Consider the following 20,219-nt stretch of genomic DNA (forward strand, 5'->3'; position numbering starts at 1 on the left):
AATGGACCAACGAACGCTGATCCCCGTAGCGCGGGATTATCTAGTAGGCCGCGTTACAACGCATCAGGGGTAACAAAGTATTTATCGCGAAAAACCCCTGTTTTCAGTCGAAATGAGCGTAAAAACTTGTTTCAAGCGCTTTCAGGTCTGTAACAGGAAGGTTACCGGGCCATCATTGACCAGGTGCACCTGCATATCCGCGCCGAATCTACCTGATGCCACAGTGCCATGCACCTGTTTCGCTTTGCTTAATAGATAGTCGAACAGCTCCTCGCCCAACGCCGGAGGGGCCGCGGTCGAGAAACTCGGACGCAGCCCGTTTTTTGTATCGGCAGCCAGGGTGAACTGAGAGACCAGCAGCAGCCCACCGCCCACATCCGCCAAGGACAGATTCATCTTGCCCTCAGCGTCACTGAATACCCGATAGTTAAGCAGCTTATTAAGGAGTTTGTCAGCGCTGGCCCGCGTATCGTCGGGCTCGACGGCTACCAGGACCAGCAATCCCTGATCGACGGCACCCACGATCTCGCCCGCGACCTCGACCCGCGCGCCGCGTACCCGCTGCAGCAGGCCCTTCATGCTTCTTCAGGCGGCAGGTCGAGCAGACGCCGGGCCATCTGATTGGCGGCGCGTACCAGTGCGTCGGTGATGCCAGGCTCGGAAGCGGCATGACCGGCATCGCGGATGACCTGCAGTTCGCTGTTCGGCCAGGCTTGATGCAATTCCCAGGCGTTATCCAGCGGGCAGATCACGTCGTAGCGACCATGAATGATCACGCCGGGCAAATGGGCGATCTTGCCCATGTCGCGAATCAGCTGATTCTGCTCCAGGAAGGCGTGGTTGCTGAAGTAGTGGCATTCGATGCGGGCAATCGACAACGCACGTTGAGGCTCGGAGAAACGGTCGACTACCAGAGGGTTAGGGCGCAGGGTCGCGGTGCGGCCCTCCCAGGTCGACCAGGCCTTGGCCGCGTGCATCTGGGCGATCTGGTCGTTGCCGACCAGGCGTTTGTGGAACGCAGCGAGCAAATCGTCGCGCTCGTCCAGCGGGATCGGCGCGATGTAGTCCTGCCAGTAATCGGGGAACAGGCGGCTGGCGCCGGCCTGATAGAACCATTCGATTTCCTGCGGACGGCAGAGAAAGATCCCCCGCAGGATCAGGCCGTGTACCCGCTCAGGATGGGTTTGCGCGTAGGCCAGCGCCAGGGTCGAACCCCAGGAGCCACCAAACAGCACCCATTTGTCGATGCCCAGATGCTGGCGAATCCGCTCGAGGTCGGCGACCAGGTCCCAGGTGGTGTTGTTTTCCAGGCTGGCGTGGGGGGTCGAGCGACCACAACCGCGCTGGTCGAAGGTGACGATGCGATAAAGATTTGGATCGAAGTAGCACCGACTCTGGGCATCACATCCGGCACCGGGGCCGCCGTGGATGAACACCACCGGCAAACCTTCCGGTGAACCGCTTTCGTCGACATACAGCGTGTGGGTCTCGTCGACGGCCAGATCGTGCCGGGCGTGGGGTTTGATCTGCGGGTACAAAGTCTGCATTGCGCACTCCGTAAGGGGTCGAGGTCATCCCTGGGGGGACTTCTATTATTCTGCCGTTGGGCATCATAAACCCGAATTACGTCAATGAGCATGCCCGTGCGAAGTCAGAGTTTTTCCGCAAGATAACCAAACAGGGTTTCGTACAGCGCATCGACCTCGGGCACCTGCCCGCGGGCCCGTAAACAGCCATGGACCAAACCCTCGCCGACGTACAATGTGGCAGCAACGCCGGCAGTACTCAGTCGCTTGGCATACAGCACACCGTCATCACGCAACGGGTCCAATTGCGCCACGGCGATCCATGCCGGTGGCAGTCTGCTGAAATCCGTGGCGAGCAATGGCATGGCGTAGGCATTCGGATGGCGGGTGCCCTGCAGGTAAAGCGAGTGATAGCAATCGACGTCACTGCTGCTGAGTAACGGCGCGTCGATGCACTCACTGCGCGACGGCAGCCGGTGATCGCCGCCCAACCCCGGATAGATCAGGACCTGCGCGCACGGCACCGGCTCGCCGGCATCGCGCAGCGCCAGGCACAACGCTGCCGCGAGGTTGCCACCGGCGCTGTCGCCGGCCACCAGCGTACGCGCAGGGTCAAGTTTAAACGGCCCGGTACGCAGTGCTCGCCAGACTTTGAGGCAATCGTCGAAGGCCGCCGGAAACGGATGTTCCGGCGCCAGACGGTAATCGACGGCGATCACCAACACGCCGAGGGTCGAGGCCAGTTCCGCGCAAATGAAGTCGTGGGAATCCAGATCCCCCACCAGCCAGCCACCGCCATGTAGATAGACGATGCACGGCACGCCACCAGCAGAAGGTGAAACCGGCGGCTGATACGAACGAACGGCAACCCCCGCCAACTCGAAATCGACCACATACAACCCGGCGGGACGCGGCGGCGTGAATGCCCGGCACATCTCGCTGTAGGCCTGGCGCAGACCGTCGGGGCTGCCGTCAGTGCTGTTGAAACTGACGGTTTTCTCGACGAAAGCCGTCATCTGCTCGGAAAGTGGATAAGGAGCCATAAGACTGGTGCAAGCCTGTTCAGGTTTTTAAGACGTACTTATGACCTGTGGGAGCGAGCTTGCTCGCGATTGCGAACTGACAGGCAACATAGATGTTGAATGTGAGGGCGCCATCGCGAGCAAGCTCGCTCCCACAGGTTTTGCAAACATCTGGAAAGGTGTCAGTTCTTCAGACTGGCCTGAACCGTGGCCACGCCATCCTTGCCATCAAGACTGCTGACACCCGCCAGCCAGCGCTGGAGATCTTCCGGATGCTCGCGCAGCCATTTTTTCGCGACATCCTGAGCCGTTTGGCGCTCCATGATCGGCACCATCAACTGGCTTTCCTGGGCGGCGGTGAAGGTCAGGTTTTCCAGCAGTCGATTGACGTTCGGGCAGCGCTTGGCGTAATCCGGCGCGGTTACGGTGGAAACGGTCGCTGCACCTTCATTCGGGCCGTACACGTCTTCGCTGCCGGTCAGGTAGGCGATCTTCATGTTGATGTTCATCGGGTGTGGAGTCCAACCGACGAACACCACGAACTCCTTGCGATTCACGGCGCGCTGTACGGCGGCGAGCATGCCGGCTTCACCGGACTCGATCAGTTTGAAATCCTTCAGGCCGAAGTGATTGGTTTCGATCATGGTCTTGATCGTGGTGTTGGCGCCGCTGCCCGGCTCGATCCCGTAGATCTTGCCGCCAAGCTGATCCTTGAATCTGGCGATGTCGGAGAAGGTCTTCAGGCCCGCCGCTGCTACATAGTCAGGGACTGCAAGGGTGGCCTGGGCATCGGCCAGGCTCGGCTTGTCCATGACTTTGACTTGATTGGCGGCCAGGAACGGCGCGATGTTTTTGTCCATCGCCGGTTTCCAGTAACCAAGGAAAATGTCCAGGCGCTTGTCGCGGATCCCGGCGAAGATGATTTGCTGAACGGCGCTGGTCTGTTTGCTTTCGTAGCCGAGGCCATTGAGCAACACGTCGGCCATGCCGCTGGTGGCGATCACATCGGTCCAGTTGACCACGCCCATGCGCACTGTTTTGCAGGAGGCGTCGTCCGCGGCCAGGGCGCCGGTGCTCAGGAGAGCCGTGCCGCAGAGGATTGAGAGACAGCGGGCGAACAAACCTTTGGTGCTTGTCATAGAGAGCATCTCGTGCGGCAGCGATTATTGTGAGGTCGGTGTCTTTGTGCACCGTGGCCAGAACATTACGCAGCAGACGAGCGGTAAAAGCGACCTGTGGCGACCGTGTTTTGCACGGTGGCGACTGTTACGTCGCGCTTTCAAAATGAACACTTACCTGTGGGAGCGAGCTTGCTCGCGATGGCGGTGGATCAGTCGACATAGATGTAACAGACAGACCGCTATCGCGAGCAAGCTCGCTCCCACAGGGTTACGCGTCAGGCTTTAGCGCTTGTAGTGTTTTTCACCCCAGGCCAGCAAGCCTTGCAGCAACTCCTTGAGCACCAACCGCGTCGGTTCCGCCAGATCCGGGCGATAGCGGAACGGCTCGAACTCTTCCATGTAGGTGCACTGCCCCAACTCCAGTTGCACCGCGTGGATGTTCTCGGCCGGATTACCGTAATGGCGGGTGATGTGCCCGCCCTTGAAGCGCCCGTTGAGTACGTGGGTGTAGTTGTCGTGAAGCGCGCAGATCGCTTCCAGTCGGGTCGCAAGCTGTGGATCGCAACTGGCGCCGTTGAAGGTGCCGAGGTTGAAGTCCGGCAACTTGCCGTCGAACAGGTGCGGGATGATCGAGCGGATCGAGTGCGCATCGAACAGCAGCGCATAGCCGAACTCGGCCTTCAGTCGCGCCAGTTCCTGCTGCAAGGTGCTGTGGTATGGCGTCCAGATCTGCTCCAGATAGGTCGCGCGCTCTTCTTTCGAAGGCTCCAGCCCTTCGCGGAACAACGGAATGCCGTCGAACAGCGTCGCCGGGTACAGGCCGGTGGTCGCGCCCACGTACAAAGGCTTGTCGTCGGACGGTCGGTTAAGGTCGATGACGAACCGCGAGTACTCGGCCGCCAGGGTGCTTGCACCCAGTTCCGCGGCGAAGTCGTATAGCTGCGGGATGTGCCAGTCGGTGTCCGGCAGGCTTTTCGCGTCAGGGATCAACCCGGCTTCGACCGCAGGCGTCAGGCGCACACCAGCGTGGGGCATGCTGATCAGCAGCGGTACGCGGCCTTGTTTGAAGTTCAGAACCTTATCCACAACAGATCTCCTACAGACTTGATTCGACGCCGTGGCGCACGACGCGTTTTTCCAGGTCGCCGCCCAGCCAGTAACACAGGTCGGCCGGACGATCGATTTGCCAGGCGACAAAATCCGCGACCTTGCCGACCTCCAGCGAACCATGAGTATCGGCCATGCCCAGCGCGGTGGCGGCATGAATCGTCGCGCCGGCCAGGGCTTCTTCCGGGGTCATGCGGAAGCAGGTGCAAGCCATGTTCAGCATCAGGCGCAACGACAGCGCCGGTGAGGTGCCCGGGTTGAGGTCGCTGGCGATGGCGATTTTCACGCCGTGTTTGCGCAGGGCTTCCATCGGTGGCAATTGGGTTTCACGCAGGAAGTAAAAGGCGCCGGGCAACAGCACCGCGACCGTACCGGACTTGGCCATGGCGATGGCGTCGTCCTCGGTCATGAACTCCAGGTGATCGGCGGACAACGCGTGGTAACGCGCCGCCAGGCTCGAGCCATGCAGCGACGACAACTGCTCGGCGTGCAGCTTCACTGGCAGGCCCAGTGCCTGGGCGGTAATGAACACCCGCTCGACCTGCGCCGGGGAGAACGCCAGGTACTCGCAAAACGCATCCACGGCGTCGACCAGCCCTTCGGCAGCCAGGGCCGGGAGCATGTCGGCGCAGATGTGATCGATATAGTCGTCAGCGCGATCCTTGTACTCCGGCGGCAAGGCGTGAGCCGCCAGGCAGGTGCTGCGCACGCTGACCGGCAGTTCGGCGCCGAGGCGACGGGCCACACGCAGCATCTTGCGCTCGTTGGCCAGGTCCAGGCCGTAGCCGGACTTGATTTCGATGCTGGTAACGCCATCACGCATCAGGCTTTTCAGGCGCTTGGCGGCACTGGCGAACAGTTCATCTTCACTGGCTGCGCGGGTGGCGCGCACGGTGCTGGCGATGCCGCCACCGCTGGCGGCGATATCCGCGTAGCTGACGCCTTGCAGGCGCTGTTCGAATTCACCGCTGCGGTTACCGCCGAACACCGTGTGAGTGTGGCAGTCGATCAGGCCCGGCGTGACCCAGGCCCCGTTCAAATCATTGACGGCCGGGTACTCGCCCGCCGGCAACTCACCGCGCGGGCCGATCCACTCAATGTGCGCTCCTGACGTCACGATGGCCGCATCCTCGATGATCGAGTAGACGCCTTGTGCCATGGTTGCGACGTGACAGTGTTGCCAGAGAGTTTTCATCCTTGGCCTCCATTAGGTTATCGATGGGAAAAATTAGGATCCTGCGTCACCAGGGCTGCCTGGCCCGCCGCCGGTTTCACCCACGTCAGGTAAGCCAGCACCAGCAACACGATCCAGACCACGCCGACGATCAGCGCTGCCTGGGTGTCCGGGAAATAGCCCAGCACGCCGAAAATGAACAGCATGAAGGCAATCGCCGCCGCCGGCGCATAAGGCCAGAGCGGTACCGGGAACTTCAGTTGTGCAACCTGCTCGGCGCTCATGGACCGGCGCATGGCCACTTGGGTCACCAGAATCATCAACCAGACCCACACCGTGGCAAAGGTCGCGACGGAAGCGATCAGCAGGAACACGTTTTCCGGGATCAGGTAGTTCAGCAACACGCCCAGCAACAGCGCGGCACTCATCACCACCACCGTCATCCATGGCACGCCATTGCGCGACAGGCGGGCGAAGCCTTTGGGTGCATGCCCTTGCTGGGCCAGACCGAACATCATGCGGCCAGCGCCGAAGATGTCACTGTTGATCGCCGAAATCGCCGCCGTGATCACCACGATGTTGAGGATGGTGGCCGCCGAGCTGATCCCCAGCTTGTCGAAAATCTGCACGAACGGGCTGCCCTGGCTGCCGATCTGCTGCCATGGAAAGATCGACATCAGCACCAGCATCGTCAGCACATAGAACAGCAGGATCCGCAACGGTACAGCATTGATCGCCCGGGGCAGCACGTGCTGCGGGTCTTTGGCTTCACCTGCCGTTACACCGATGATTTCAATACCGCCAAACGCAAACATCACCACCGCGAACGAAGCAATCAGACCGCCCATGCCATTGGGCATGAAGCCGCCGTGGCTCCAGAGGTTGCTGATGTCGGTCGCTTGGCCGGGGGCCGAGCTGATGCCGAACCACATGATGCCGAAACCACCCAGGATCATCGCGACGATGGCGGCGACCTTGAGCAGCGACAGCCAGAACTCCATTTCACCGAAGACTTTGACGTTGCACAGGTTCAGGCCGCCAACGATGGAAACGACACCCAGCACCCAGATCCAGCGGGAAACCTCCGGAAACCAGAAGCCCATGTAGATACCGAATGCAGTGACATCGGCCATGCCGACGATGACCATTTCGAATGCGTAGGTCCAACCGAGGATGAAGCCCGCCATCGGCCCCAGGTAGGTGCTGGCGTACTGGCCGAAAGAGCCGGCCACCGGGTTGTGCACCGCCATCTCACCGAGGGCGCGCATGACCATGAACACCGCCGCGCCACCGATCAGGTAAGCGAGCAGCACCGCAGGACCGGCCATTTGAATGGCCGAGGCAGAACCATAAAACAGCCCGGTGCCGATTGCCGACCCCAGCGCCATGAAGCGAATATGTCGGGCAGAGAGCCCGCGTTTCAAACCTTTTTCTGGCTGTTGCATTTCTCGTCCCTAATTATTGTTATCCGACGCAAAATCGAATCGCGAGCGAGTTCGCTCCCACATTGGGTGGCATGCACCTGTGGGAGCGAGCCTGCTCGCGAAGGGGCAATTACAGGCTAGGCAGCAACTTCGCCGAAACCAGCTCGTTCAGGCAACGGGAAGCCAGCAACTCGCTCGCAGCGTTGATATCCGGTGCAAAGAAGCGGTCCTTCTCATAGAACGGCACTTCGTTACGCAGAATGGCACGGGCTTTTTCCAGTTTTGGCGAAGTCTTCAGACCATTGCGCAGGTCCAGGCCCTGGACTGCCGCCAGCCATTCCACCGCGAGAATCCCACGGGTGTTTTCGGCCATTTCCCACAGGCGCTTGCCAGCCGCCGGAGCCATCGACACGTGGTCTTCCTGGTTGGCGGAAGTCGGCAGGCTGTCCACCGAATGCGGATGGGACAACGCCTTGTTCTCGCTGGCCAATGCCGCCGCGGTCACCTGGGCGATCATGAAGCCGGAGTTCACACCGCCGTTGGCCACCAGGAACGGCGGCAGTTGCGACATGTGCTTGTCCATCATCAGCGAGATACGGCGCTCGCTCAGGGAACCGATTTCAGCGATGGCCAATGCCATGTTGTCAGCGGCCATGGCAACCGGCTCGGCGTGGAAGTTGCCACCGGAGATCACGTCACCTTCAGCGGCGAAAACCAACGGGTTGTCGGAAACGGCGTTGGATTCGATCGCCAATACTTCGGCCGCTTGACGGAACTGGGTCAGGCAGGCACCCATGACTTGTGGCTGGCAACGCAGGGAGTACGGGTCTTGTACCTTCTCGCAGTTTTCATGGGAGTCGGAGACTTCGCTGCGCTCGCCCAGCAGATCGCGATAAGCGGCGGCGGCGTCGATCTGGCCTTTCTGGCCACGGGCAGCATGGATACGGGCGTCGAACGGCGAACGCGAGCCCAGGACCGCTTCAACGGTCAGGCCGCCCAGTGCCAGGGCACCAGCAAACAGGTCTTCACCTTCGAACAGGCCACGCAGGGCAAATGCGGTGGACACCTGAGTGCCGTTGAGCAGTGCCAGGCCTTCTTTCGCGGCGAGGGTCAGCGGGGTCAGACCAGCAACTTTCAGCGCTTCGGTGGCTTCCATCCACTCGCCCTTGTAGCGAGCCTTGCCTTCACCCAGCAGCACCAGCGACATGTGGGCCAGAGGCGCCAGGTCACCGGAAGCACCGACCGAGCCTTTCAATGGAATGTGCGGGTAAACCTCGGCATTGATCAGGGCGATCAGCGCGTCGATCACCACACGACGGATGCCAGAGAAACCACGGCTCAGGCTGTTGACCTTGAGCACCATGATCAGACGCACCAGCTCATCGCTGATCGGCTGGCCGACACCGGCGGCGTGGGACAGCACCAGCGAGCGCTGCAGGTTTTCCAGGTCTTCGCTGGCAATGCGGGTCGAGGCCAGCAGGCCGAAACCGGTGTTGATACCGTAGGCGGTGCGGTTCTCGGCGAGGATCTGTTCCACGCAGGCAACGCTGGCTTCGATCTGGGCCGAGGCGCTGTTGTCGAGGGTCAGTTTCACCGGCTGCTGATAGACGTCACGCAGTTGGGCGAGGGTCAGTTGGCCGGGAATCAGATTTAGCGCAGTCATTTTTGTGCTCCTTTTGAGAGTTAGCTATTAACTAACCAGACGCTCCGGAGATGTCCGTTGTCCGTCGCTTCCCCCTTTTTGAGGGGGTGGCGCCTTGGCACGCTGGTTTTATAGGGAAATCAATTCAGATTCGGTAAGGTTTTTTGCAGCAAAACAGGGTCTTTCAGAACACTGGCAGCGGCGGCAATGTCTGGTGCCAGCCAACGGTCCTGGTCGTAGGCAGGAACTCGCTCACGCAGCAGACGCCAAGCGGTATCGGTGCCCGCACCAAAGCGTTGTTCCTTCAAGAATTCAAACGCCTGGGCCGCCAGCAAATACTCGATGGCGAGGATCTGCGTGCAGTTTTCCAGCGCGCGATGCAGCTTCAGCGCAGCGTTGGTGCCCAGGCTCAGGTGATCCTCCTGAAGACCGGAAGTGACGTAATTGTCGAGGACTGCCGGTTGCGCCAGTTGACGGTTCTCCGCGCACAGCGAAGCGGCCACGTATTGCACGATCATCATCCCGGAGTTCACGCCCGGGTTGGCCACCAGGAAAGCCGGCAGGCCGCTGACGTGCGGGTTGATCAAACGGTCTAGACGACGCTCGGCGATGGAGCCGATTTCCGCCATGGCGATCGCCAGCAGGTCCGCCGCCATTGCCACGGACTGGCCATGAGGGTTGGCCTGGGACACCACGCGGTAATTGTCCGCTGTGCCCAGCACCAGCGGGTTGTCGGTGGCGCCGTTGAGCTCGGTTTCGATCTGTTTGATCGCGTGCACCAGTTGATCGCGCGCAGCACCGTGCACCTGCGGGATCGAGCGAATGCTCAGGGCATCCTGGGTGCGAATGCCTTTGCTCTGGGCGATCACTTCGCTGCCGTCGAGCAAGGCCCGAAGGTTGATCCCGACCTGTTGCATGCCCGGGTGCGGCTTGAGCGCGATGATCTCCGCGTCGAACGCATCGATCTGCCCGCGCTGGGCTTCGAAGCTCATGGCGCCGATCACGTCGGCCCATTCCAGCAGGCGCGTGGCATCGGCAATCGCCAGGCAGCTCAGGCCGCTCATGCACGGCGTACCGTTGACCAGGCACAAACCGTCCTTGGCACCGAGCTTGACTGGTTGCAGACCTTCTTCGGCCAGCGCTTGCTGCGCGGAAACGATCTGCCCGCGATAGCTGACATTGCCCACGCCCAGCAGCGCGATGCCGATGTGCGCCATGTGAGTCAGATAACCCACCGAACCCTGGGACGGCACCTGCGGGGTGATGCCCCGGTTGAGCAACGCCAGCAGCGCTTCGACGACCTGACGGTGCAGGCCGGATTTGCCGTGGCTGTAGTTGACGATGGCCGCGCACATGATCGAGCGGGTCTGCTCGTCGGTCAGCGGTACACCCACGCCGCAAGCGTGGCTGAGCAAGGTGTTGCGCGACAACTGGCTGAGTTGTTCGTCCTGCAGCGAAACGTTGCACAGCGCGCCCAGGCCGGTGTTGATGCCGTAGGCACGTTCGCCGCTGGTGACGATGCGCTGGACGATGGCCTGTGCGTTTTCGATGCGCGCCCAGATCGGTGCCGACAGTTCAAGCTGTGCGCCATGACGAGCAACGGCGACCACATCCTGCCAACTGACCTGCGACTCGGTGATAACGATTTTTTCAGCCTGGGACATCTTCAACCTCTGCGTACAAACCTGAATATTGATGCATCTTTACCGGCCTCATCGCGAGCAAGCTCGCTCCCACAGGTTTTGTGAACACCGGGGATCCACTGTGGGAGCGAGCTTGCTCGCGATGGGGCCAGCACAGCCGGCACAAACCTTTTAAACCACCGCCGCCCGACGCTGCACAAAGCGGTCGACATACTCATCCGCCGGCGAATGCAGGATCTCTCTTGGCGTGCCGACCTGGATCAGGCGGCCGTCCTTGAGAATCGCGATGCGGTTGCCGATGCGCACAGCCTCGTCGAGGTCGTGGGTGATGAAGACGATGGTCTTGTGCAGGGTCTTTTGCAGTTCCAGCAACTGGTCCTGCATCTCCGCGCGGATCAGCGGGTCGAGGGCGCTGAACGCTTCGTCCATCAGGATGATGTCAGTGTCCGCCGCCAGGGCGCGGGCCAGGCCCACACGCTGACGCATGCCGCCGGATAGCTGGTGCGGGTATTTGTTTTCGTAGCCCTTGAGGCCCACGGTGTTGATCCAGTGCAGCGCACGCTCAGCGCACATGGCTTTGCTTTCGCCACGGATTTTCAGGCCGTAGGCGACGTTGTCCAGCACACTCTTGTGCGGCAACAGGCCAAAGCTCTGGAACACCATGCTGATCTTGCGCCGACGAAATTCGCGCAGGGCTTCCATGTCGTATTGCAGGATGTCCACGCCGTCCACCAGGATCGCGCCGCTGGTCGGGTCGATCAGGCGGTTGAAGTGGCGCACCAGGGTCGACTTGCCTGAGCCCGACAGGCCCATGATCACGAAGATCTCGCCGCTGCCGATGCTCAGCGACAGGTCGTTCACGCCGACCACGCAGCCGGTTTCGGCCAGGACCTGGTCCTTGGTCTTGCCCTGGCCGATCATGGCCAGCGCATCCTTGGAACGGTTGCCGAAAATCTTGAAGACGTTCTTGACTTCGATCTTGCTCACGGTTGCGTTGTTCATTTGCTCACCTCATGCCGTGCGCGACCGTACGCCTGTGTAATGCGGTCGATCACCACAGCCAGAATCACGATCGCCAGACCGGCTTCAAGGCCACGCCCGACGTTGAGGGTCTGAATCCCTACCAGCACGTCTTCACCCAGGCCACGGGCACCGATCATCGAGGCGATCACCACCATCGACAGGGCCATCATGGTGGTCTGGTTGATCCCGGCCATGATGCTCGGCAGGGCCAGTGGCAGTTGCACGCCGAACAGTTGCTGCCAGCGGTTGGCACCGAAGGCGTTGATCGCTTCCATCACTTCGCCGTCAACCTGGCGAATGCCCAGATCGGTCAGACGGATCAGCGGTGGTGCGGCGTAGATCACCGTGGCGAAAATCGCCGGGACCTTGCCCAGGCCAAACAGCATCAGAACCGGGATCAGGTACACGAAGCTCGGCATGGTCTGCATGATGTCCAGCAACGGCATCAGCACCGAACGCAGGCGGTTGCTGCGCGCCGAGAGAATGCCCAGCGGAATGCCGATCAACACCGAAATGATCGTCGCCACCATCATCAGCGCCAGGGTCTGCATCAGCTTGTCCCAGAGGCCGACCGCCCCCACCAGGAACAGCAAACCAACGATGACGGCAGTGGTCACGACCTTGCGGGTCGCGTGCCAGGCTACACCGGCCACGATGGCCAGCATCAGCCACCAGGGTGCAGCACGCAGCAGGCCTTCAAGATTGACGATGGCCCACAGCAAGGTGTCGGAGATGCTGCGGAAAACGTCGCCGTAGTTGGTAACCAGCGAATCGACCCAACCGTTGACCCAGTCGGCGATGGAAAAGGTAAAGCTTTCGGGAAACATAAGAGACTCTCAATCAAGGGGTTGCGATCAAGCGTCCGACTGCCGTTGCCGACAGCCGGAGAAGCCCAACCTACAAGGCCGCGTCGATTTTCTTGGCTGCGTCTTCGCTCACCCATGCGTGCCAGACTTCAGGATGTTCCTTCAGGAAGATCTTGGCCAGTTTTGGTGATTCGATCCGCTCTTTGGTCATGCGCCCAAGGTTCTGGTTCAGCAGGTCGATTGGCACGTTGACCTTTTCCAGCACGGCCACCAGTTCAGGCGCTTCGTCGTGGAACGTCTTGGACAAGCCGACCTTGATGGTCACTGTCTTGTTCACGCCTGGTTTCTCTTCGAGTTTCACCGCGTCGATCTGGCCCATCAAAGGCGTTGGCGACCAGTAGTAGAACAGGATCGGCTCGCCACGCTTGTAGCTCGACAGCACAGCGGCATCCAGCGCCGGGCCGGTGCCTGGGCGGAAGTTGGTGTAGGTGCTTTCCAGGCCGTAGCTTTTCAGCATTTCGCTGTTGTCCAGCTCACAGGTCCAGCCGGCCGGGCAGTTGTAGAAACGGCCCTTGGAAGGCTCTTCGGCGTCCTTGAACACCGCCGAGTATTTGCCCAGGTCAGCAATGTTTTTCAGGTCCGGAGCCTTGGCTTCCAGCTTACGCTTGGCGTCGCCTTCGATCACGTAGCGCGGCACGTACCAGCCTTCGATCGCGCCAACAACCGGGGCGCCGACACCGACGACTTTGCCGGCCTTCTCGGCCTTGTTCCAGACTTCGCTGCGGCCGACCCACTCTTCGGCAAACACTTGAATGTCGTTGCTGCTCAGGGCGTTTTCCATGGTGATGGAGTTGCCCGGCAGGCTGTCGGTCTTGCAGTCGTAGCCTTTCTCCAACACGACTTGCATCACGTCGGTCAGCAGCATGGCGCTTTCCCAGTTCAAACCGGCGAACTTCACCGGTTTGCCCGACTCGCACCAACCCGCCGCCTGAGTGGCGCCAGCGCTGGCCAGCAGGCCCATGGATAGCAATGCGGTCAGCAGGGTCTTGTTCGATTTCATTGTTATGACGCTCCTAATCATGAATTGGCTTACGGCAGTCAAGAGGCATCCAGCCCTGTCCACGTCCAATCAGGCCTGCGCCGCAGCGCGACCGACATTCAGCTTTTGTTCGGTGATCGCGCCCTGCTCGACCGGCAGGATCAAACGATCAGGCACTGTGCCGTGCCATTTTTTTGCACACAGGTAATACAGGGCGGCGGGAAGCACCAGGCCGATGACCCAGGAAATATCCACATCACCCAGGGCCGCCACCAGCGGACCGGTATAGAACTTAGTGGAGATGAACGGCAGCTGCACCAGCACACCGAACACATAGACGCTGATACCGAGGAGGTTCCAACGACCGTAGCGACCATTCGGATCGGCCAGAGCCGGTACGTCATAGCGCTCGCGGGTGATGCAGTAGTAGTCCACCAGATTGATCGCGCTCCAGGGGGTAAAGAACGCTAGCAAGAACAGGATGAAAGACTTGAACGCGCCGAGGAACGAGTGCTGACCGAGCAACGCCATCAGAGTCGCAGCACCGACGATGACCAGCACGAAGACCAGACGCTGCAAGTGCGTCACCTTCAGGTCACCACGGAAACCGCTGATGATGGTCGCAATGCACATGAAGCTACCGTAGGAGTTCAGCGTGGAGATGGTGACCTTGCCGAACGCGATGCTGAAGTACAGCAGCGCAGCAGTGGCACCGGTACCGCCCAGACCAACGATGTAGGCCACTTCGTGACCGGCGAATTGCCCGTTGGCCGAAGCGGCAGCGAACACGCCGAGGACCATCGCCACCTGTGCGCCAATGACCGAACCCGCACCTGCGGCGAAAAAGGTTTTCACCGAGGAGATATTGCTCGGCAGGTAGCGTGAGTAGTCAGCCACGTAAGGGCCGAACGCGATCTGCCAGGACGCCGCGAGCGACACCGCCAGCAGGAAGCTGCTCCAGCTGAAGTGACGGATTTGCAGGAGAGCGCCGACGTCGGTCTGGCTCATCAGGCGCCAGAACAGATAAACGAAGGCAATCACACCGATGACGCTGGCAACTCGGCCGATCCAATGGATCACCCGATAACCGAGCACCGTGACCAGCACGATGACACTGGCAAAAATGAGGATACCGACGCTGTCGCTGACGCCAAACAACTGGCCCAGCGCCTGGCCGGATAACACGGTTCCCGTTGCAGTGAAGCCCAGGTACATCAAGCAGACCAGCACGATCGGGATGGCCGCGCCGTACACGCCGAACTGTACCCGGCTGGAAATCATCTGCGGCAGGCCAAGCTTCGGGCCTTGCGCCGCATGCAGCGCCATTACGCCACCGCCGAGCAGTTGGCCGATCAACAGACCGATCAACGACCAGAACACATCACCGCCAAGCACCACCGCCAATGCACCAGTGACAATCGCGGTGATTTGCAGGTTGGCACCCATCCACAGGGTGAACTGGCTAAACAGACGACCGTGTCTTTCCGCTTCCGGGATGTAGTCGATCGAACGCTTCTCGATCAACGGTTTGTTGCCTGCACGTTCGCTGTTAACAGCCATGATTCAACCTCTGTGGATTGTTATAGGTATATCGGTTGTCGGTGTTGGCTTCTGTGGGAGCGAGCTTGCTCGCGATAGCAGTTTTACAGTCAACGAAGAGGTTGAATGTGCCGCCCTCATCGCGAGCAAGCTCGCTCCCACATAAAGCCGTACAGCGTTATTTGCCGGTAATCATCGGCAGGTTCAGCCCTTGTTCCTTGGCGCAGTCGATGGCGATCTGGTAACCGGCATCGGCGTGACGCATGACGCCAGTGGCCGGGTCGTTGTGCAGCACGCGAGCGATACGCTCGGCCGCTTCGTCAGTACCGTCGCAGACAATCACCATGCCCGAATGCTGGGAGAAGCCCATGCCGACGCCGCCGCCGTGGTGCAGGGACACCCAGGTCGCGCCGCTCGCGGTGTTGAGCAGAGCGTTGAGCAGTGGCCAGTCGGAAACGGCGTCGGAACCGTCCTGCATCGATTCGGTTTCGCGGTTCGGGCTCGATACCGAACCGGAGTCCAGGTGGTCGCGGCCGATCACGATTGGCGCGGACAACTCGCCGCTACGGACCATTTCGTTGAACGCCAGACCCAGCTTGGCGCGCAGGCCCAGGCCAACCCAGCAGATACGTGCCGGTAGACCCTGGAAGCTGATGCGCTCGCGGGCCATGTCCAGCCAGTTGTGCAGGTGGGCGTCGTCCGGGATCAGTTCCTTGACCTTGGCGTCGGTCTTGTAGATGTCTTCAGCGTTGCCCGACAGTGCAGCCCAACGGAACGGGCCGATGCCACGGCAGAACAGCGGACGGATGTAGGCCGGTACGAAGCCCGGGAAGTCGAATGCGTTTTCCACGCCTTCTTCTTGCGCCATCTGACGGATGTTGTTGCCGTAGTCGAAGGTCGGGATGCCTTGCTTCTGGAAGTCGAGCATCGCTTTAACGTGCACGGCCATCGATTGCTTGGCGGCTTTGATCACGGCAGCAGGTTCGGTCTTGGCGCGAGCGCGGTATTCGTCCCAGGTCCAGCCGGCTGGCAGGTAGCCATTGAGCGGGTCGTGGGCGCTGGTCTGGTCGGTGACCATGTCCGGGCGCACGCCGCGCTTGACCAGTTCAGGCAGGATTTCAGCCGCGTTGCCCAGCAGCGCGATGGAAATCGCTTTGCCTTCGGCGGTGTATTTGGCGATGCGGGCCAGTGCGTCGTCGAGGTCTTTGGCTTGCTCGTCGACGTAGCGGCTTTTCAGACGGAAATCGATGCTGACCTGCTGGCATTCGATGTTCAGCGAGCAAGCGCCAGCCAGGGTTGCAGCCAGAGGCTGAGCACCACCCATGCCGCCCAGGCCAGCGGTCAGTACCCACTTGCCGGTCAGGTTGTCGTTGTAGTGCTGGCGACCAGCTTCAACGAAGGTTTCGTAGGTGCCCTGGACGATGCCCTGGCTGCCGATGTAGATCCAGCTGCCGGCGGTCATCTGGCCGTACATGGCCAGGCCTTTGGCGTCCAGTTCGTTGAAGTGTTCCCAGCTCGCCCAGTGAGGAACCAGGTTGGAGTTGGCGATCAGTACGCGCGGGGCGTTGCTGTGGGTCTTGAACACGCCGACCGGCTTGCCGGATTGCACCAGCAGGGTCTCGTCGTCGTTCAGGTTGGTCAGGCTTTCGACGATCTTGTCGTAGCATTCCCAGTTACGTGCAGCGCGACCGATACCACCGTAAACCACCAGTTCTTTAGGGTTCTCGGCGACTTCCGGGTCGAGGTTGTTCATCAGCATGCGCAGCGGCGCTTCAGTCAGCCAGCTCTTGGCGGTCAGCTTGTTACCGCGTGCGGCACGGATTTCGACGTCGCGAAACTTGGTACGTTTATTCTCGGTCACGAAAAGAACTCCTCAGCAATCAATCCAAACCAACCCAGGCAGTGGGCGAGCAAGCCAATGGGCATCAGTGCACACCGGCGAATCAGTGGACGATGGTTGAGTCTTCGTGACTCATACGCATACGTCTTTACTTGTACATACAAGCATATGCAATCAAGCGGCCAACTTGTTGGATGAGCATTCAAGAAAAGTTCGGAAACAGCTGGAGAGCCCTTGGAACAAGGGTTTTGGCGTAGATGAAATTTTTCGAGGGGATTTTTTGGAGGATAGGCGGATTGTTACTTGAGCGTGGTTTTGCGCCACGCTGGGGCATTCGGTAACAAGTTGGTGCGCGGACGGAAACGGTCTGAGGGGTAGCACAACATCGCGGGCAAACATGGCCCCTGCAGGAGCCGAGCTTGCTCGCGATGGTCGTGAACGATAACGCGTAGAACCAGATGCCCAGCGGCGAATTTGGGTTATTCGCGAGCGAGCTCGCTCCTACAGGGATGGTGTATCAGCGTGCGACGAGTTCGATCACGCAGCAGGCGCCATTGCTGGAGACTTCCAGCAATCCGGTGTTACCGACCAGTTGCAGGCAATCATGGCGACCCAGTTGCGAAGCGCTGGTACCGACCTTCACTTCAAGCGCATCGCTGATACTGAAGACCAGCACAGTCCCCGCCTCACTGAAAAACCGCTGCTCGCCCGACAACCACTGCAACCGCGCGGCGTAACGCAGCGGTGCGTAAATGAGGTTGAAATCGCGAATCGCACCGCCGAGCAATGTGCAGGAAACCTTGCTTTCACCGCTGAAGGCAAATGGGTCCAGCGGTAACAGTGGCCGAGTATCCTGGCCATCCACCGTCAGGCTCATGCCGTCGCCCTGCAAAACAGTGATCACTCGCTCGTAACCGGCGAAGGTGGAAAACCCGCCCGATTCGCCAATGTCGGCAATCGACAGGCGCCAGCCAAAGCCATCCAGACCGGTGCCGGCATCGCGGGTGATTTCTTCGGTGCTGCCGCCGCCGTTTTTCCACGGCATGCGCGGGTAATCCTTGGCGCGTAAAACCTTTAACTGATTCATTTATGGAACCGACCTTCCAGACGATGACGGGAACCGGGGTGGATCAAGCGAGCGGCGGTCACCGGCTGACGGCCGGACCAGGTGCGGCGACGGATCAGCAGGCACGGCTCGCCCTTTTCAATCTGCAGCAACTTGCACTCGGACGACTCGGCCAGGATCGCCTCGACCACGTGCTCGCCTTCGGTCAGCGGCGCGACCTGGTTCAGGTAGGCGTAGGGCGTTTGCAGGGTGAAGTCCTGCTTGAGGTAGTCCGGCGCCACCAGCGCATTGACGAAACGGTCTTCGATTTGCACCGGAATATCGTTTTCGAAATGCACGATCAGCGAGTGGAACACCTTCTGCCCTTCGCGCATGTCCAGGGCCAGGGCGCGCTCGGAGCCGGCGGCCTCTTCTTCAAGGGTGATGACCTTGCAGGTGTGGCGATGACCGCGAGAGGCGATTTCGTCGGCGATGTTGTGCACTTCAAATAGGGCAGACTGGCTTTTCGGCTCGGCGACGAACGTGCCGACGCCTTGCATGCGCACCAGCAGGCCATCGGCGGTCATCTCGCGCAGGGCGCGGTTGATGGTCATGCGGCTGAAGCCCAACTGGCTGACCAGTTCGCTTTCCGACGGCACACGATAGTGCGGCGGCCAGTTTCCACTGTCGATTTGCTGGGTGATCATTTGTTTGACGCGGGCGTACAGGGGCGCCGGACTGTCGCCCATGTTCGCGGCCAACGGAGAGACTGGAGGCGGAGTCGGCACGGTTAATCCTTGGTCGTTTAGTAGATGTCGCTAGCTTGCCGGAGTTTACCGGGCAGGCAAACGTCTGTATATGTATATACAAATAACACACGATGGGGTGCTGAACCATGTCCGCCTTCTTTGCCGAACGCGCGCTGCTGCCTAGTGGATGGGCCAACAATGTACGTCTTGAGGTCAGCGCCGACGGCGTTTTGACCCATATCCAGGCCGATTCCAACGCAGATGGCGCCGAACGGCTAAGCGGTCCGCTGCTGCCGGGTATGCCGAATTTACACTCCCACGCCTTCCAGCGGGCCATGGCCGGGCTGGCGGAAGTGGCGGGAAATCCGAACGACAGTTTCTGGACCTGGCGCGACCTGATGTATCGCCTCGTCGGAAAAATCAGCCCGGAACAACTCGGCGTCATCGCCCGTCAGCTGTACATCGAAATGCTCAAGGCCGGTTACACATCGGTGGCGGAATTTCATTACGTACACCATGACATCAGTGGCCAGCCTTACGCGGACCCGGCCGAACTGGCCCTGCGTATCAGCCAGGCCGCAGGTTCCGCGGGTATCGGCCTGACCCTGCTGCCGGTGCTCTACAGCCACTCCGGTTTCGGCGGCCAGACTCCGAACGAAGGTCAGCGTCGCTTCATCAACAGCACCGAAAATTACCTCAAGCTGCAATCGCGCCTGCAACCGCTCCTGGCGCAGCAGCCGGCGCAGGCCCTGGGCCTGTGTTTCCACTCGCTGCGCGCGGTCACGCCGCAACAGATCAGCGAAGTGCTGGCCGCCAGCGACAAACAATGCCCGGTGCACATCCACATCGCCGAGCAGCAGAAGGAAGTCGACGACTGCCTGACCTGGAGCGGTCGTCGTCCGCTGCAATGGCTGTACGAAAACGTCGAAGTCGACCAGCGCTGGTGCCTGGTCCACGCGACCCACGCCAACCCGGAAGAAGTCACGTCGATGGCCAGGAGCCGCGCCATCGCCGGCCTGTGCCTGACCACCGAAGCGAACCTGGGCGACGGGATTTTCCCGGCGGTGGATTTCCTCGCCCAGGGCGGCCGCATGGGCATCGGTTCCGACAGCCATGTGTCGTTGAGCGTGGTGGAAGAATTGCGCTGGCTGGAATACGGCCAGCGTCTGCGTGATCAGCGGCGTAATCGTTTGTACGGCGCAGATCAGCCAATGGTCGGCCGCACGCTGTTTGATGCCGCGCTGGATGGTGGTGCCCAGGCGCTGGGTCAGCCGATTGGCGCCCTGGAAGTCGGCAAGCGCGCAGATTGGCTGGTGCTGGACGGCAACGATCCGTATCTGGCGACAGCCAATGGCGACGGGATTCTTAATCGCTGGCTGTTTGCCGGTGGCGATCGTCAGGTGCGGGACGTGTTGGTGAACGGCCAGTGGGTTGTGCGGGATGGACGGCATGCTGATGAGGAAGAAAGCAATCGCGCCTTCACTCAAGTCCTGCGCGAACTCCTGGGCTGACACAAAAC

The 20,219-nt window shown here is 60.6% G+C and carries 17 protein-coding genes; 1 reads left to right on the plus strand and 16 read right to left on the minus strand.

From position 1 onward, the window contains the following. Positions 1–141: 141 nt before the first annotated feature. The 16 genes from dtd to hutC form a co-directional block, all read right to left on the minus strand. A complete protein-coding gene (gene dtd, locus J4D25_RS13010; protein ID WP_057712378.1) occupies positions 142–579 on the minus strand; it encodes a D-aminoacyl-tRNA deacylase in 438 nt (145 codons plus the stop codon). Then, positions 576–1,547 carry a prolyl aminopeptidase gene (gene pip, locus J4D25_RS13015; protein ID WP_057712379.1) on the minus strand — a complete coding sequence of 324 codons (972 nt, stop codon included), beginning with the start codon at positions 1,545–1,547 and terminating at the stop codon, positions 576–578. Before pip ends, dtd begins: the two co-directional genes overlap by 4 nt. A gap of 104 nt (positions 1,548–1,651) precedes the next feature. Then, entirely contained in the window at positions 1,652–2,569 is a 918-nt protein-coding gene (locus tag J4D25_RS13020) for an alpha/beta hydrolase (protein WP_057712380.1), read from the minus strand. Between the two features lie 161 nt (positions 2,570–2,730). Beyond that, complete coding sequence (locus J4D25_RS13025) at positions 2,731–3,687, minus strand: choline ABC transporter substrate-binding protein (RefSeq protein ID WP_057712381.1); 957 nt, start codon at positions 3,685–3,687, stop codon at positions 2,731–2,733. A 264-nt stretch (positions 3,688–3,951) separates the two neighbouring features. Further along, positions 3,952–4,755, minus strand: a complete 804-nt coding sequence (gene hutG / locus J4D25_RS13030) for an N-formylglutamate deformylase (protein WP_057712382.1) — start codon at positions 4,753–4,755, stop codon at positions 3,952–3,954. A 10-nt stretch (positions 4,756–4,765) separates the two neighbouring features. Beyond that, positions 4,766–5,971 carry an imidazolonepropionase gene (gene hutI / locus J4D25_RS13035; RefSeq protein WP_057712383.1) on the minus strand — a complete coding sequence of 402 codons (1,206 nt, stop codon included), beginning with the start codon at positions 5,969–5,971 and terminating at the stop codon, positions 4,766–4,768. Positions 5,972–5,988: 17 nt separating this feature from the next. Beyond that, positions 5,989–7,395 (minus strand): amino acid permease, encoded by a 1,407-nt coding sequence (locus tag J4D25_RS13040; RefSeq protein ID WP_057712384.1) that lies wholly within the window; start codon positions 7,393–7,395, stop codon positions 5,989–5,991. Positions 7,396–7,504: 109 nt separating this feature from the next. Beyond that, on the minus strand, positions 7,505–9,037 hold the full coding sequence (hutH, locus tag J4D25_RS13045) for a histidine ammonia-lyase (RefSeq protein WP_057712385.1): 1,533 nt from the start codon (positions 9,035–9,037) through the stop codon (positions 7,505–7,507). Between the two features lie 119 nt (positions 9,038–9,156). Further along, the gene (hutH, locus tag J4D25_RS13050; RefSeq protein ID WP_057712386.1) at positions 9,157–10,680 is read right to left on the minus strand and encodes a histidine ammonia-lyase; all 1,524 of its coding nucleotides are present in this window, start codon (positions 10,678–10,680) and stop codon (positions 9,157–9,159) included. Between the two features lie 150 nt (positions 10,681–10,830). Further along, positions 10,831–11,661, minus strand: a complete 831-nt coding sequence (locus J4D25_RS13055) for a glycine betaine/L-proline ABC transporter ATP-binding protein (protein ID WP_052961897.1) — start codon at positions 11,659–11,661, stop codon at positions 10,831–10,833. Then, positions 11,658–12,509 carry a proline/glycine betaine ABC transporter permease gene (locus J4D25_RS13060; protein WP_057712387.1) on the minus strand — a complete coding sequence of 284 codons (852 nt, stop codon included), beginning with the start codon at positions 12,507–12,509 and terminating at the stop codon, positions 11,658–11,660. Before J4D25_RS13060 ends, J4D25_RS13055 begins: the two co-directional genes overlap by 4 nt. A 70-nt stretch (positions 12,510–12,579) precedes the next feature. Next, positions 12,580–13,548 carry an ABC transporter substrate-binding protein gene (locus J4D25_RS13065; protein ID WP_057712388.1) on the minus strand — a complete coding sequence of 323 codons (969 nt, stop codon included), beginning with the start codon at positions 13,546–13,548 and terminating at the stop codon, positions 12,580–12,582. A 69-nt stretch (positions 13,549–13,617) separates the two neighbouring features. After that, positions 13,618–15,087 (minus strand): cytosine permease, encoded by a 1,470-nt coding sequence (locus J4D25_RS13070; RefSeq protein ID WP_057712389.1) that lies wholly within the window; start codon positions 15,085–15,087, stop codon positions 13,618–13,620. Between the two features lie 157 nt (positions 15,088–15,244). Then, the gene (gene hutU, locus J4D25_RS13075) at positions 15,245–16,927 is read right to left on the minus strand and encodes a urocanate hydratase (protein WP_057712390.1); all 1,683 of its coding nucleotides are present in this window, start codon (positions 16,925–16,927) and stop codon (positions 15,245–15,247) included. Between the two features lie 496 nt (positions 16,928–17,423). Beyond that, a complete protein-coding gene (locus tag J4D25_RS13080) occupies positions 17,424–17,993 on the minus strand; it encodes a HutD family protein (RefSeq protein WP_057712391.1) in 570 nt (189 codons plus the stop codon). Continuing rightward, entirely contained in the window at positions 17,990–18,700 is a 711-nt protein-coding gene (gene hutC / locus J4D25_RS13085; protein WP_173677901.1) for a histidine utilization repressor, read from the minus strand. The genes J4D25_RS13080 and hutC overlap by 4 nt, the downstream gene beginning before the upstream one ends. A gap of 146 nt (positions 18,701–18,846) precedes the next feature. Between hutC and J4D25_RS13090 the strand changes: the two genes are divergently transcribed. Next, positions 18,847–20,211 (plus strand): formimidoylglutamate deiminase, encoded by a 1,365-nt coding sequence (locus tag J4D25_RS13090; protein WP_057712392.1) that lies wholly within the window; start codon positions 18,847–18,849, stop codon positions 20,209–20,211. The last annotated feature ends 8 nt before the right edge of the window (positions 20,212–20,219 follow it).

It is taken from the genome of Pseudomonas sp. GW456-L13, from assembly GCF_017350115.1.
Lineage (GTDB): Bacteria > Pseudomonadota > Gammaproteobacteria > Pseudomonadales > Pseudomonadaceae > Aquipseudomonas > Aquipseudomonas jessenii.

Excerpts from the sequence above, each read along its gene's own strand:
- dtd (WP_057712378.1), bottom strand. The coding sequence starts at position 579 with ATGAAGGGCCTGCTGCAGCGGGTACGCGGCGCGCGGGTCGAGGTCGCG.
- pip (WP_057712379.1), bottom strand. The coding sequence starts at position 1,547 with ATGCAGACTTTGTACCCGCAGATCAAACCCCACGCCCGGCACGATCTG.
- J4D25_RS13020 (WP_057712380.1), bottom strand. The coding sequence starts at position 2,569 with ATGGCTCCTTATCCACTTTCCGAGCAGATGACGGCTTTCGTCGAGAAA.
- J4D25_RS13025 (WP_057712381.1), bottom strand. The coding sequence starts at position 3,687 with ATGACAAGCACCAAAGGTTTGTTCGCCCGCTGTCTCTCAATCCTCTGC.
- hutI (WP_057712383.1), bottom strand. The coding sequence starts at position 5,971 with ATGAAAACTCTCTGGCAACACTGTCACGTCGCAACCATGGCACAAGGC.
- J4D25_RS13040 (WP_057712384.1), bottom strand. The coding sequence starts at position 7,395 with ATGCAACAGCCAGAAAAAGGTTTGAAACGCGGGCTCTCTGCCCGACAT.
- hutH (WP_057712385.1), bottom strand. The coding sequence starts at position 9,037 with ATGACTGCGCTAAATCTGATTCCCGGCCAACTGACCCTCGCCCAACTG.
- hutH (WP_057712386.1), bottom strand. The coding sequence starts at position 10,680 with ATGTCCCAGGCTGAAAAAATCGTTATCACCGAGTCGCAGGTCAGTTGG.
- J4D25_RS13055 (WP_052961897.1), bottom strand. The coding sequence starts at position 11,661 with ATGAACAACGCAACCGTGAGCAAGATCGAAGTCAAGAACGTCTTCAAG.
- J4D25_RS13060 (WP_057712387.1), bottom strand. The coding sequence starts at position 12,509 with ATGTTTCCCGAAAGCTTTACCTTTTCCATCGCCGACTGGGTCAACGGT.
- J4D25_RS13065 (WP_057712388.1), bottom strand. The coding sequence starts at position 13,548 with ATGAAATCGAACAAGACCCTGCTGACCGCATTGCTATCCATGGGCCTG.
- J4D25_RS13070 (WP_057712389.1), bottom strand. The coding sequence starts at position 15,087 with ATGGCTGTTAACAGCGAACGTGCAGGCAACAAACCGTTGATCGAGAAG.
- J4D25_RS13080 (WP_057712391.1), bottom strand. The coding sequence starts at position 17,993 with ATGAATCAGTTAAAGGTTTTACGCGCCAAGGATTACCCGCGCATGCCG.
- hutC (WP_173677901.1), bottom strand. The coding sequence starts at position 18,700 with ATGGGCGACAGTCCGGCGCCCCTGTACGCCCGCGTCAAACAAATGATC.
- J4D25_RS13090 (WP_057712392.1), top strand. The coding sequence starts at position 18,847 with ATGTCCGCCTTCTTTGCCGAACGCGCGCTGCTGCCTAGTGGATGGGCC.